Raw genomic sequence first — 12,944 nt, 5'->3', positions numbered from 1 at the left:
ACCTAAGTAAGGCGTTCCGGATCCCCCGAGGAGCTCTCCGCACCATGCCCGCCGTCGCCACCCAGTCCGCCGCCACGCAGCCCGTCGACATCCCCCTGCTCGCCGCCCAGGCCGCCGTCTGGTACGCCCAGTCGCTCGACCCCGCCAGCCCGGTCTACAACACCGGCGACGCCGTGGAGATCACCGGACCGCTCGACGAGGACGCGTTCGAGGCGGCCCTGCGCGGGACGGTCGACGAGGCGGAGGCGCTCGGCGCGGTCGTCGTCACCGGCCCGGACGGCACCCCGCACCAGCGGCCGCGCCCCACCGGCCGCTGGCCGCTGCACCGCCTCGACCTGCGGAGCGCCGCCGACCCGGAGGCCGAAGCCGAGGCCTGGATGCGCGCCGACCTCGCCCGCCCGGCCGACCTCGCCACCGGTCCGCTGTTCACCCATGCCCTCGTCCGGCTCGCCGACGACCGCCGCCTCTGGTACCGGCGGATCCACCATCTCGCCGTCGACGCCTACGCGTTGACCCTGATCGGCGAGCGCGTCGCGGCCCGCTACACGGCGCACGTCGCCGGGACCGACCCCGGTCCCAGCCCCTTCGCCGGCCTGGCGGAGGCCGCCGCCGAGGAAGCCGCCTACCGTGCGGGCGACGACCACCGGGCGGACCGCGCCCACTGGACGGCCCACCTCGCGGGCGCCGAAGCCCCCGCCACCCTGCCCGGCCTCCCCGCCGCGACCGACCGCACTCCCGAAGGCGATCCCGGTCCCGCCGCCGCCGCCGTTCCGCTGCGCCTCACCACCACCCTCCCGGCCGGCACCCGCGAGCGCCTGGAGCGCGCCGCCACCGCCGCCCGCGCCACCTGGGCCGAACTCCTCCTCGCCGCCACCGCCGGCTACCTGCACCGCCTGACCGGCACCGAGGACGTCCTGCTCGGCCTCCCGCTCGCCAACCGCCGCGGCCCCGCCGCCCTGCGCACCCCCGTCGCCGCCGCCAACGTCCTCCCGCTGCGGCTGGCCGTCCGCCCCGCCGACACCGCCGAGGAGCTGCTGCGCCAGGTGGTCCGCGCCCTGCGCGCCGCCCGCCGGCACCAGCGCTACCCCCTGGAGGAGCTGCGCCGCGACCTCGGCCTCACCGGCGAACGCCGCGCCCTGTTCGGCCCGATGGTCAACATCAAGGCCTTCGAGGGCGACCTCGACCTGGCCGGCCTGCCCGGCGTGGTCCGCAACCTCGCCGCCGGACCCGTCGACGACCTCGCCGTGAACGTCTCGCCCGGCCCCGACGGCGCCCTGCGGGTCGTTCTCGACGCCGACCCGGCCCGCCACGGCGCCGCCTCGCTCGCCGCCCACCGGGACGGCCTGCTGCGCTACCTCGACGCCCTCGCCGAGCAGTTGCTCACCGAACCGCAGGCGCCGATCGGCCGGATCGACCTGCTGGACGCGGACGCCCTGCGCCGGGCGACCGCGGGCCGCACCGAGCCCCCGGTCGAGCGCACCGTGCCCGAGCTGTTCGCCGCCCAGGCCGCCCGCACCCCGGATGCCGTCGCCGTCCGCTGCGGCCCGACGGCCCTCACCTTCAAGGAGCTCGACGCCGACGCCAACCGGCTCGCGCACCGCCTGGCCGCCCTCGGCGTCGGGGGCGGCTCGCCGGTCGCGCTCGCCCTGCCGCGCAGCGCGGACACCCTGGTCGCGATGCTCGCCGTGCTCAAGGCCGGCGGCGCCTGCGTCAGCCTCGACCTCGCCCATCCCCGGCAGCGGCTCGCCGCCGTGCTGGCCGACGCCCGCCCGGTCTGCGCGGTCGGCACCCCCGACGCGCTCGCCGCCCTCGACCTGCCGCCCGGCCTGCCGGTGGTACGGCCGCACGAGGCCGTGAACGAGTCGGACGCCCCGCTCGCCGCGCCCCGACTCCAGCACAGCGCCTACGTGTTGCACACCTCCGGTTCCACCGGCCGCCCCAAGGGCGTGGTGGTCACCCACGCCTCGCTCGCCAACCTCCACGCCGGCCTCGGCGAGGACCACATCGCCCCCGCCCTCCGCCGCACCGGCCGCGACCGCCTGCGCATCGCCCACAGCGCCTCCTTCGCCTTCGACGCCTCCTGGGACCCGGTGCTGTGGATGGTCCACGGCCACGAGCTCCACCTGCTGGACGACGCCACCTACCGCGACCCGGCCGCCCTCGCCGCTCACCTCCACCGTGAGCGCATCGACTACCTCGACCTCACCCCCTCCTACCTCGAAGTCCTGCTCGCCGAAGGCCTGTTGGACGAGGGCCGGCACCGCCCGTCGGTCCTCGCCGTCGGCGGCGAGGCCACCCCGCCCGCCCTCTGGCAGCGCCTGGCCGCCGTCCCCGGCCTGCACCCGATCGACCTCTACGGCCCCACCGAGACCACCGTCGACGCCTACGCCTGGACCCCGGGCCCGGACGGCGCCCCGACCGGCCGGGTGGTGCGCGGCTCCCGCGCCTACGTCCTGGACGGCTCGCTGCGCCCCGCGCCCGACGGCGTCACCGGCGAACTGTACGTGGCCGGCGCCTGCCTGGCCCGGGGCTACCTCGGCCGCCCCGACCTCACCGCCGAACGCTTCCTCGCCGACCCCTTCGGCCCGCCCGGCAGCCGGATGTACCGCACCGGCGACCTCGCCCGGCGCCGCCCCGGTAGCACCCTGGAGTTCCTCGGCCGGGCCGACGACCAGGTGAAGATCCGCGGCTTCCGGGTCGAGCCCGGCGAGGTCGCCGCCGTCCTCGCCCAACTGCCCGGCGTGGCCCAGGCGGTGGTGATCGCCCGACCCGGACCGCAGGGCAAGCGGCTGCTCGGCTACGTCGTCCCGGAGACCGGCCGCCGCCCGGACACCGCCGCTGAGTCGGACACCGCCACCGACCCGGAGGCGCTGCGCGCCGCGCTGGCCGAGCGCCTGCCCGCCCATCTGGTCCCGGACGCCGTCCTGCTGCTGGACGAACTCCCGCGCACCGCCCACGACAAGCTCGACCACCGCGCCCTGCCCGAGCCCGCCGCCGTCGCCCCCGGCGCGGCCGCCGCCACCCCGCAGGAGGAGCTGGTCTGCGGGCTGTTCGCCGAGGTCCTCGGCCTGCCCGCGGCACCCGGCCGGGAGGACTCCTTCTTCGACCTCGGCGGCCACTCCCTGCTCGCCGGCCGACTGGCCGCCCGACTGCGCGAGACCTTCGCCGCGCCCGTCGCCTTCGCCGACGTCTTCCGCGAGCCGACCCCGGCCGCCCTCGCCGCCCTGCTCCAGGGCACCGCCGCCGGGCACGGCCCGCAGGCCGCCGGCGCGGGCCTCCGGGACGCCGCCACGGCCGAGCCCCGCCCTGCCCTGCGGCCCGTGCCGCGCGCCGAGCGGATGCCGCTCTCGCCCGCCCAGCGCGGCCTCTGGTTCCTGCACCGCCTCGAAGGCCCCAGCCCCACCTACAACATCCCGCTCGCGCTCACCCTCACCGGGCCGCTCGACCGGGCCGCGCTCACCCTCGCCCTCGGCGACCTCACCGCCCGGCACGAGGTCCTGCGCACGGTCTACGGCGAGGAGCCGGACGGCACGCCGTACCAGCGCATCCTGCCCGCCGCGCCGATCGAACTCCACCAGGGCGACGGCGAGTTGACCGACGCCGTCCGACACGCCTTCGACCTGGCCGCCGAACCCCCGTTGCGCGCCACCCTGTTCGGTCATGGCCAGGAGCGGCACACCCTGCTCCTGCTGCTCCACCACATCGCCGGGGACGGCGCCTCCACCACCCCGCTGCTGCGCGACCTGGCCGCCGCCTACGCCGCCCGGCAGGCCGGTCGATCGCCCGAACTCGAACCGCTGACCGTCCAGTTCGCCGACCACGCGGCCTGGCAGCGGCAGCTGCTCGGCACCGTCGAGAAGCCCACCCCGCTCGCCGCACGGCAGACCGAGCACTGGCGGGCCGCCCTCGCCGGGCTGCCCGACCAGCTGGAGCTGCCCACCGACCGCCCCCGCCCGGCCGTCGCGGGCCACCAGGGCGCCACCGTGCCCTTCGCGCTGGACGCCGAGGCCCACGCCGCCCTGGCGGCCCTTGCCCGGGGCGCGGGCGGCACCGTCTTCATGGCCGTCCAGGCCGGCCTGGCCGCCCTGCTCACCCGGCACGGCTGCGGCACCGACATCCCCGTCGGCACCCCGCTGGCCGGCCGGGACGAGCCCGAAACCGCCGCGCTGGTCGGCTACTTCGTCAACTCGGTGGTCCTGCGCACCGACACGTCCGGCGACCCGTCCTTCCGGGAGCTGCTCGGGCGCGTCCGCGGCACCGTCCTGGCCGCGCACGAGCACGCCGACCTGCCCTTCGACCGCCTGGTCGAGGAGCTCAACCCGGCCCGCTCGCTGGCCCGCCACCCGCTGTTCCAGGTGATGCTCGCCTGGCAGAGCCGTGCCGACGAACCCCTCGCGCTGGGCGGCGGACTGACCGCCGAGATCGCCGCGATCCCCAGCGGCACCGCCAAGTTCGACCTCACCCTCAACGCGGGGGAGCGCCCCGGCGGCGGCATCCACGGCTTCCTGGAGTACCGCACCGACCTCTTCGACGCCGCCACCGCGGCCGCCCTCACCGAGCGCCTCGCCCGCCTGCTCACCGCGGCCGCCGCCGACCCGGACGCGCCGATCGGCCTGCTGCCGCTGATCAGCGAGCAGGAGCGGCAGCGCGCCCTGGTCGAGTGGAACGGCGCCGCCCCGCTCCCCGCCGCGCCGGACGCCACCCTGCCCGAGCTGTTCGAGGCCGCGGCCGCCGCCAACCCCCGCTCCGTCGCGGTCAGTTGCGGGGAAGACCGGCTCACCTACGCCGAACTCTCGGATCGCGCCGACCGGTTGGCCCGCCGGCTGACCGCCCGGGGCATCGGGCCGGGCACCCTGGTCGCGCTCGCCCTGCCCCGCTCCGTCGACCTGGTCGTCGCCCTGCTCGCGGTGACCAAGTCCGGCGCCGGCTACCTCCCGCTCGACCCCGACTACCCGGCCGACCGGCTCGCCTACATGCTGGCCGACGCCGCCCCCGCCGCCCTGCTCACCGACCGGGCCACCGAACCCCGGCTGCCCGCCCACACGGTCCCCCGCCTCCTGCTGGAGGGCGAGGAACCGGCCGACCTCCCGGCCGCCCCGCCGGCCGACCCCTCGACCCGGCACCGGCACACCCGGCCGCTGTGCGCCGACGACATCGCCTACGTCATCTACACCTCCGGCTCCACCGGCCGGCCCAAGGGCGTCCCCGTCACCCACCGCAACGTGACCCGGCTGTTCAGCTCCACCGACCACTGGTTCGGCTTCGACGACCAGGACGTCTGGACCCTCTTCCACTCCTACGCCTTCGACTTCTCGGTCTGGGAGCTGTGGGGAGCCCTGCTGCACGGCGGCCGCCTGGTCGTCGTCCCGCACCTGGTCAGCCGCGACCCGGTCGCCTTCCTCGACCTGCTCGCCCGCGAGCGGGTCACCGTGCTCAACCAGACCCCGTCCGCCTTCTACCAGCTCAGCGCCGCAGACCGGGACCGACCCGGCACCGAACTCGCCCTGCGCTACGTGGTGTTCGGCGGCGAGGCGCTCGAACTCGGCCGGCTCGACGACTGGTACGCCCGCCACCCCCAGGACGCGCCCACCCTGGTCAACATGTACGGCATCACCGAGACCACCGTGCACGTCTCGTACATCGCCCTCGACCGGGCGAGCGCCGCCGCGACCAGCAGCAGCACCATCGGCGTCAACATCCCCGACCTGCGGGTCTACGTGCTCGACCGGCACCTCCAGCCCGTGCCGCCCGGCGTCACCGGCGAGATGTACGTCGCCGGGGCCGGGCTGGCCCGCGGCTACCTCGGCCGCCCCGAGCTCACCGCGACCCGCTTCGTCGCCGACCCGTACGCCGGGCTGTTCGGCGAGCAGGGCACCCGGATGTACCGCTCCGGCGACCTCGCCCGACGCCGCGCGGACGGCGTGCTGGAGTACTTCGGCCGCGCCGACCAGCAGGTCAAGCTGCGCGGCTTCCGGATCGAACTCGGTGAGATCGAGGCGGTGTTGGCCGCCCACCCGGCGGTCGCCGACGCCGCCGTCGTGGTCCGCGAGGACGTCCCCGGGGACAAGCGCCTGGTCGGCTACGCCGTCGCCGGCGATGTGGCGTCCGACGAGCTGCGCGCCCACGCCGCCGCCGGACTCCCCGCCCACATGGTGCCCTCCGCCGTCGTCCTGCTCGACCGGCTGCCGCTCACCGCCAACGGCAAGCTCGACCGCCGCGCCCTGCCCGCCCCCGAGGCCCCCGCCACCGGCGCCGGCCGCCCGCCGCGCAGCCCGCGCGAGCAGCAGCTCTGCCAACTCTTCGCCGAAGTCCTCGGGTTGGAGACGGTCGGCGTCGAGGACGACTTCTTCGCCCTCGGCGGCCACTCCCTCCTGGTGGTCCGGCTGGCCGGCCGGATCCGCGAGCTGCTCGGCCTGGAGGTCGGCATCGGCACGCTGTTCCAGGCGCCCAGCGTGGCCGCCCTCGACGCCGCCCTGTCCGAGGACGCTCCCGGCGCCGACGCCCTGGACGTCCTGCTCCCGCTGCGGCCCACCGCCCCAGGACGGCGCGCCCCGCTGTTCGCCGTCCACCCGGCCGGCGGCCTGAGCTGGTGCTACACCGGCCTGATCCGCCACCTCCCGGCCGACGTGCCGATCTACGGCCTCCAGGCCCAGGGCGTCGGTGCCGCCACCGCCGCCGAGCCGCTGCCCGCGACGATGGAGGAGCTGGCCGCGCACTACGCCGGCCGGCTGCGCGAGGTCCAGCCCGAGGGCCCGTACCGGCTGCTCGGCTGGTCCACCGGCGGGATCATCGCCCACGCCGTCGCCGTCCGGCTCCAGGAGCTGGGCCAGCGGGTCGAGTTGCTCGCGATCCTGGACGCCTACCCGGCCGAGGGCTTCCGCGAACTGCCCGTCCCCGACCGGGCCGAGGCCCTGGAGGCGCTGCTCACCATGGGCGGCTTCGGCCCCGCCGACCTCGCCGACCAGCCGCTCGAACTCGACGCCGTCATCGAGCTGTTGGGCCGCGAGGGCAGTCCGCTGGCCGGCCTGGACCGGACCACCGTGACGGCGCTGAACGAGATCTACCTCAACACCAACCACCTGGTGCGCGGCTACGACCACCGCCGCTTCGACGGCGACGTGCTGTTCTTCCGCGCCACCGTCGACACCATCGACGACACCCTGGTGCCCGAGCTCTGGGCCCCGTACGTGTCCGGCCGGATCGACAACACCGACGTGGCCTGCTCGCACAAGGACATGACCCTGCCCGCCCCGATCGCGCACATCGCCGACGTGATCGCCGACCATCTGGAGACCGCTACCGATGAGTGACGCCCCCGCCAACCCCTTCGACGCCGAGGGCGAGTTCCTGGCCCTCGTCAACGACCAGGGCCAGCACTCCCTGTGGCCCGCCTTCGCCGCCGTCCCGGCCGGCTGGGCCGTCGCCCACGGCCCCAGCGGGCGCGCCGACGCCCTGGCCTGGATCACCGCGCACTGGACCGACCTGTGACCGCTCCCGCCGTCGGGTCCCCGGCGCGCCCCCTGCTCGCGGGGCGCGCCGGGCTGGTGGTCGTGTACACCGCCGCGATGTGCATGAGCGGCCTGGACTCGACCATCGTCAACCCCGCGCTGTACCGGATCGCCGAGGACTTCGGACGGCCCGTCTCGGCCGCCAACACCGTCGAGACGGCCTTCCTGGTCGGGCTCGCCCTCGGCCTGCCGGTGGCCGGCTGGCTCGGCGACCGGTACGGGGTGAAGCGGGTCTTCCTCGGCGCACTGGCCGCCTTCACCCTCGCCTCCGCGCTGTGCGCGGCCGCCCCCGGCCTCGGCGCGCTGGCCGCCGCCCGCGCCGTCCAGGGCGTCGCCGGCGGACTGCTCACCCCGGTCGGCATGACCCTGCTGTTCCGCGCCTTCGACCCGGACGAACGCCCGCGCCTGGGCCGGATCCTGATCGTGCCGACCGCCCTGATGCCCGCCCTCGGGCCGCCGCTCGGCGGCTTCCTCACCGAGCACCTCTCCTGGCACTGGCTGTTCCTGGTCAACCTGCCGATCGGGGCCGCCGCCGTGGCGACCGGCCTGATCGCCCTGCGCAGCGAACCGGAACCCCCGGCCGGCCGGTTCGACACCCGCGGCTTCCTGCTCGCCACCCCGGGCCTCGGCGTGCTCACCTACGCCCTCGGCTTCGGCCCCGCTCACGGCTGGTCCGCGCCGACGGTCTGGCTGAGCGGGCTCGCCGGGACGGCCCTGCTGGCACTCGCCGTACGGAGCCAACTCCGCACGGCCGAACCGCTGGTGGACCTGCGGCTGCTCGCCGACCGGAGCTTCGGCGCGGCGAGCTGGCTGGCCCTGCTCACCTCCGCCGGGCTGATGGGCGCGCTGTTCGTCCTCCCGCTGCTCTACCAGGCCGCCCGCGGCGCCTCGGCGCTCGACGCCGGACTGAGCGTCTTCCCGGAGGCGATCGGCCTGATGGCCGCCTCCCAGGTGGTCGACCGGCTGCTGCCCCGGTTCGGTCCGCGCCGCCTCGCCCGGCCCGCCCTGCTGCTGGCCGCGGCGGTGCTCGCCGCCCTCGGCTTCGCCGAGAACCCGTGGGCCGTCAGGGCGTTGATGTTCGCCGTCGGCCTGGTGCTGGGCACCGCCGTGCTCACCGTCCAGATCGCCGGCTTCGCCGACGTCCCGCCACCCGCGATGGGCCGGGCGATGGGCCTGTTCACCATCCTCCGCACCCTCGGCGGCGCCCTCGGCATCGCCGCCACCGCCGCCCTGCTCGGAGCCCTCGCCGACGGCCCCGACCCCACCCCCTACCGCCTCGCCCTCGCCCTCACCGCCCTGCTGGTGGCGGCCGGAGCCCTGCTGGCCCGCCGCCTCCCGGCCGAGGGCCCGCCGCCGCCCCCGGCCTGACGATCAACCGGCCCGGCCGGGCGCGCCCACCGCCGCCCGGCCGGACCACCACACCGACCCGAGCAGCAGCAGGCCGGGGGCGATGCCCGCGACGAGCGCGACCACGGTCGCCGGGGCCCCGCCGAACGCCAGCGCCAGCCCGAGTGCCCCACAGGCCGCCATCCCCGCACCGAGCCTGTGCAGCGAAGGGCGACGCCACGCGACCGCGAGGCCGAAGAAGTGCACCCCGACCACGAAGGCGATCCATCCCACCGTCGCCTCCGGGGTGTGCAGCACCCGGTTGATCACCGCGAGCCCGGCGACGATGCCGATCACCTCGGCCACCACCACCAGCCAGTACCGCCCGCCGAAGGCCGGGCCCGCCGATTCCTCCGCGACCGCTTCCGCGCCACGCCGCCCGAACAGCACCAGCCCGAGGAACGCGGCCACGCCGAGCACCCGCAGCGGTATCCCCACTCCCGTCGGCAACGCCCCCGCGTTCGCCTCGATGAACACGAGCCCGAACCCGGCCCCGATGAGCCGTCCCATGTGATTCCTGGTCATGCCGATCAGCATCCCATTCGAACGCGCATGCGTATCGACGGCTCGCGCACCCGCACTGCATCTACGCTGGTCCGGCGATTGGAGCACCGGAGGAGGATCCATGGTTCCCGAGCGCTTCCGACTCCTCGACGAGGCCCGCCGGAGCCTCCCGGACGGCTACAAGGTCGAGCTGTCCGGCGACCTCCTCGTCATGCAGGCGCCGCCGTCCCCGATCCACCAGCTGAACCTGTCCATCGTGCAGCGCCAGTTCGAGGCGCACTGCCCGCAGGGGTACTTCGCGACGGGGAACAGCGATCTCTCCTCGCCGAAGGCGGGCGCCGTTCGCAATCCCGATCTCACCTACCTGCCCGAGGATGTCATCGAGCTCGACGGCCATGACATCCCTGCAGACCTGGCCCTGATCGCGGTCGAGGTGGCCTCCCCCTCCAATCCGGAGAACGACTGGACCGGGAAGGTTCGCGACTATCCGCGCATGGGCTTTCCGCTCTATCTGATCATCGACCCACGCCAGGCGACCGTCACCCTGTTCTCCGAACCGAACCGCGACCGCTACCACACCAGAACCGAATGGGAGTTCGGCGAGACGATCCACATTCCCGAGCCGTTCGACTTCGAGCTGGACCTCGCGCGACTCGTCCCGTACCGGGAATGACGGGCTTTCGTCCGTTGGCGGGAACTTGGCCGGGTGGCACTGCGCGGCGGTGTGGGGGGTACTGCATTGGGCTGACACGTTGCAGACTGACCGTCAGAACCCAGGCCGACGTGGAGGCAACCTCATGACCGCTTCGCTCTCCGAGCTCACCGGTGATTACGTCATCGACCCCACCCACTCCCGGATCGGCTTCGTGGCACGCCACGCCATGGTGACGAAGGTCCGGGGCGCGTTCCACCAGTTCGAGGGCACCGCTCACCTGGACGGCGCCGACCCGTCCAAGTCGACCGGCCAGGTGGTGCTCAAGACCGAGAGCATCGACACCGGGGTCGAGCAGCGGGACCAGCACCTGCGGACCAACGACTTCCTGGATGCCCCCAACTTCCCCGACATCACCTTTCGCACCACCGCGATCGAGGCGAAGTCCGACACCGAGTACCGGGTGACCGGCGACCTCACCATCAAGGACACCACCCGCCCGATCGACATCGACTTCGAGTACACCGGCAACGCCGTCGACCCGTACGGCAACCTGCGGGTGGGCCTGGAGGGCTCGGTGACGATCAGCCGCAAGGAGTTCGGGGTGACCTGGAACGCGGCGCTGGAGGGCGGCGGCGTGCTGGTCGGCGACAAGATCGTGCTGGAGTTCGACATCTCGGCGATCAAGCAGAAGTAGTCCGACCTCGCGGGCCCCGGTCGCCGTTGGCGGCCGGGGCCTCAGTCGTTCGGGCAGAGGATCAGGTCGTCCAGCGCGTACCGGCGCGGCCGGTCGCCGAGTTCGGTGACGGCGGCCCGGATGCGGTGCAGGTGCTCGACGGTGAGTTGGAGCGGGGGCTCGTCGGGCTGGTGGGTGGTGCGGATCGGGTAGTCGACGCCCGGCTCGCGGGTCATCTCGATGTGGCAGCCGAGGACGTATGTGACGGGGTACTGCTCGGCGAACGCGATCAGCCGCTCGATGCTGCGGCCGAAGGCGGGCCAGTCGTCGATGTAGAGCCGGCCGGGGTAGACGGTGTCGCCGGTGAGCAGGAAGCCGGTCCACGGGTCGTAGTAGGTGACCGCTGCCTCGTGGTGCCCGGGGGTGGCGAGGCATTCCAGCACCCGGCCGCCGCCGAGGTCGACCCGGGTGAGGGCGCCCGGATACCGGGCGAAGCCGAAGTAGGACCAGGCGGTGGTCCGGTCGGCGCCGACCAGGACGGTGTCCGGCCGGTCGGCGAACTGCCCGTCGCCCGCGACGTGGTCTCCGTGCGGGTGGGTGTGCAGGACCAGCAACGGGTAGTGCTCGCGCGGGTTGCGGGCGAGCCACTTCGCGATCAGGTCGTCGACGGTGGCCCGGAGCGGGAAGTGCGCGGGGTCGGCCGTCGCCCCGGTGTCGATCAGTACCGCCCGCTCCGCGCCGAACAGCAGGAACAGGAACGGCGCTTCGTAGTGCACCGCCTTGTTCTGCCGCAGGATGACGGTGTGCTCGTCGTACTCGTGGACCTGGATCTCCGGGTCCGTGTCGTGCTTCGCGGACGGCGAACCGTGGATCCACCTGACGTCCAGAGGACGGGCGATCGGTGCGGCGGCGGTCATGACGACTCCCTGGGTGCGTCGTCTTGGCGGGCCGGGTACGGCGCACATCTCGTCCGGGGCGGGCGCCGTCGCGCTGCCGGTGGCGACGCTAGCATCTGTCCGTCGACGTCCGCGCGGCGGTTTCAGCCCGCGTGGGACATCGGCGGTGGCGTGGCGGACGAGGACGCCTTCATCGCTGACCCCAGCAGGTGGGCCAGTCCGTCGGCCAGGCCGCCGCGCCAGCAGGCGTAGTCGTGGCCGCCGTTGAACTCGCGGTATTCGAGCTCGTACCCCCGAGCGGTGAGGACGTCGCGCAGGTGGCGGTTCTGGGTGAGCAGCATCCATTCCTGGAGGCCGACTTCGAGGTAGAACCGGGCCGCCCGGCCGGGTTCGGCGGCGAAGCGGCGGGTCAGCCATTCGCTGCCCTCGTCGAACTCCGTCTCGTCCGGCCACCAGAAGGAGCCGGACTGGGAGAGCGCGTTGCCGAAGCGCTCCGGGCGCCGGTACGCGGCGAAGGCGGCGGTCAGGCCGCCCGCGCTCTGGCCGGCGATCACGGTGCGGCGCGGATCGTCTGTCGCGCCGAACTCCGTTGCGGCCCACGGCAGGAGGCGGTCGGCGAGCAGGTCGACGAAGCCCGGGTTGCAGCTGAGGTCCTCGGGCCGTCCCGGCCCCATGGTGTGCACCAGCAGCGCCACGGTCGGCGGGATCGCGCCGTCGGCCGTCAGGTTGTCCAGGGTGTCACCGACGGACAGCACCTGGCCCCACATCTCGCCGTCCAGCAGCACCGCCACCGGGTACGGTCCCGGGCCGTGCCCGGCCGGGAGGTGGACGTCCACCCGCCGCCCGGCCACCGTGTGGGACACGGTCCGCCCGCGCCGCACGCCGTCCCGCCGCCGGACGTACGGCTGCGCGGGCGCCTCCGGCAGGCTGAGCACCGAGGAGGGGTGGCGTCCGTCGCGGGCCGGGAGCCGGGGTTCGGTGTCGTGCGGGTCGGGTCGGGCGTGGTCGAGGACGTGCAGCCAGTCGGCCCGGGTGGTGCCGGGGGTCGGGCCGTGGAAGGGGTGCAGCTGGTAGGAGGCGCGGTGGTCGGCGCGCAGCCGGTGGGTGAGTTCCCAGCGGCCGTTGCGGCGCCGCATCAGGTGCGGGGTGAGGTCTCCGGCGTGTCGGTCCTTGTCGGTGACGGTGTGCAGCAGGGCGAGGACGCCGTCGCAGTCCTGTTCCTCGGAGACGAAGGTGACCAGCCGGTACGCGGGGTCGTCCGGGTCGGTCGCGACCAGCGGGAAGGCGTTCAAGGCGTTCAAGGTGTTCAACGTTCGTTACTC

Annotated in this window: 8 protein-coding genes and 1 riboswitch; of the genes, 5 read left to right on the top strand and 3 right to left on the bottom strand. The window is 74.8% G+C overall.

Annotated elements, in window-relative coordinates; genetic code table 11:
- Window positions 1-44: 44 nt before the first annotated feature.
- The 3 genes from ACIP4P_RS17880 to ACIP4P_RS17870 are packed head-to-tail and all read left to right on the top strand — an operon-like array spanning window position 45 to window position 8,876.
- On the top strand, window positions 45-7,310 hold the full coding sequence (locus tag ACIP4P_RS17880; protein WP_400919448.1) for an amino acid adenylation domain-containing protein: 7,266 nt from the start codon (window positions 45-47) through the stop codon (window positions 7,308-7,310).
- Window positions 7,303-7,488: an MbtH family protein gene (locus ACIP4P_RS17875; protein ID WP_350514438.1), complete on the top strand. Its 186-nt coding sequence runs from the start codon at window positions 7,303-7,305 to the stop codon at window positions 7,486-7,488. Before ACIP4P_RS17880 ends, ACIP4P_RS17875 begins: the two co-directional genes overlap by 8 nt.
- Window positions 7,485-8,876, top strand: a complete 1,392-nt coding sequence (locus tag ACIP4P_RS17870) for a DHA2 family efflux MFS transporter permease subunit (RefSeq protein ID WP_400919445.1) — start codon at window positions 7,485-7,487, stop codon at window positions 8,874-8,876. Before ACIP4P_RS17875 ends, ACIP4P_RS17870 begins: the two co-directional genes overlap by 4 nt.
- Before the next feature lie 3 nt (window positions 8,877-8,879).
- On the opposite strand, the gene ACIP4P_RS17865 is transcribed toward ACIP4P_RS17870, so the two are convergent.
- Window positions 8,880-9,419, bottom strand: a complete 540-nt coding sequence (locus ACIP4P_RS17865; RefSeq protein WP_400919442.1) for a hypothetical protein — start codon at window positions 9,417-9,419, stop codon at window positions 8,880-8,882.
- Window positions 9,420-9,519: 100 nt separating this feature from the next.
- Between ACIP4P_RS17865 and ACIP4P_RS17860 the strand changes: the two genes are divergently transcribed.
- Both ACIP4P_RS17860 and ACIP4P_RS17855 read left to right on the top strand, forming a co-directional pair.
- Window positions 9,520-10,071: a Uma2 family endonuclease gene (locus ACIP4P_RS17860; RefSeq protein ID WP_400919439.1), complete on the top strand. Its 552-nt coding sequence runs from the start codon at window positions 9,520-9,522 to the stop codon at window positions 10,069-10,071.
- Window positions 10,072-10,195: 124 nt separating this feature from the next.
- The gene (locus ACIP4P_RS17855; RefSeq protein WP_400919436.1) at window positions 10,196-10,747 is read left to right on the top strand and encodes a YceI family protein; all 552 of its coding nucleotides are present in this window, start codon (window positions 10,196-10,198) and stop codon (window positions 10,745-10,747) included.
- Window positions 10,748-10,788: 41 nt separating this feature from the next.
- On the opposite strand, the gene ACIP4P_RS17850 is transcribed toward ACIP4P_RS17855, so the two are convergent.
- A complete protein-coding gene (locus ACIP4P_RS17850; protein ID WP_400919433.1) occupies window positions 10,789-11,643 on the bottom strand; it encodes an MBL fold metallo-hydrolase in 855 nt (284 codons plus the stop codon).
- A gap of 12 nt (window positions 11,644-11,655) precedes the next feature.
- Window positions 11,656-11,715: riboswitch (guanidine-III (ykkC-III) riboswitch) on the bottom strand.
- 50 nt (window positions 11,716-11,765) lie between these two features.
- Window positions 11,766-12,932 carry an enterochelin esterase gene (gene fes / locus ACIP4P_RS17845; protein WP_400919430.1) on the bottom strand — a complete coding sequence of 389 codons (1,167 nt, stop codon included), beginning with the start codon at window positions 12,930-12,932 and terminating at the stop codon, window positions 11,766-11,768.
- Between the last annotated feature and the right edge of the window lie 12 nt (window positions 12,933-12,944).

This window comes from Kitasatospora sp. NPDC089509, assembly GCF_044749365.1.
Lineage (GTDB): Bacteria > Actinomycetota > Actinomycetes > Streptomycetales > Streptomycetaceae > Kitasatospora.
The sequence above is the reverse complement of the archived record's forward strand: the minus strand, read 5'-3'. Positions and strand labels throughout refer to the sequence as shown.

Bases quoted from the DNA above. Each gene is read 5' to 3' on its own strand.
- ACIP4P_RS17855 (WP_400919436.1), top strand. From the start codon at position 10,196: ATGACCGCTTCGCTCTCCGAGCTCACCGGTGATTACGTCATCGACCCC.
- ACIP4P_RS17875 (WP_350514438.1), top strand. From the start codon at position 7,303: ATGAGTGACGCCCCCGCCAACCCCTTCGACGCCGAGGGCGAGTTCCTG.
- ACIP4P_RS17860 (WP_400919439.1), top strand. From the start codon at position 9,520: ATGGTTCCCGAGCGCTTCCGACTCCTCGACGAGGCCCGCCGGAGCCTC.
- ACIP4P_RS17865 (WP_400919442.1), bottom strand. From the start codon at position 9,419: ATGACCAGGAATCACATGGGACGGCTCATCGGGGCCGGGTTCGGGCTC.
- ACIP4P_RS17880 (WP_400919448.1), top strand. From the start codon at position 45: ATGCCCGCCGTCGCCACCCAGTCCGCCGCCACGCAGCCCGTCGACATC.
- ACIP4P_RS17850 (WP_400919433.1), bottom strand. From the start codon at position 11,643: ATGACCGCCGCCGCACCGATCGCCCGTCCTCTGGACGTCAGGTGGATC.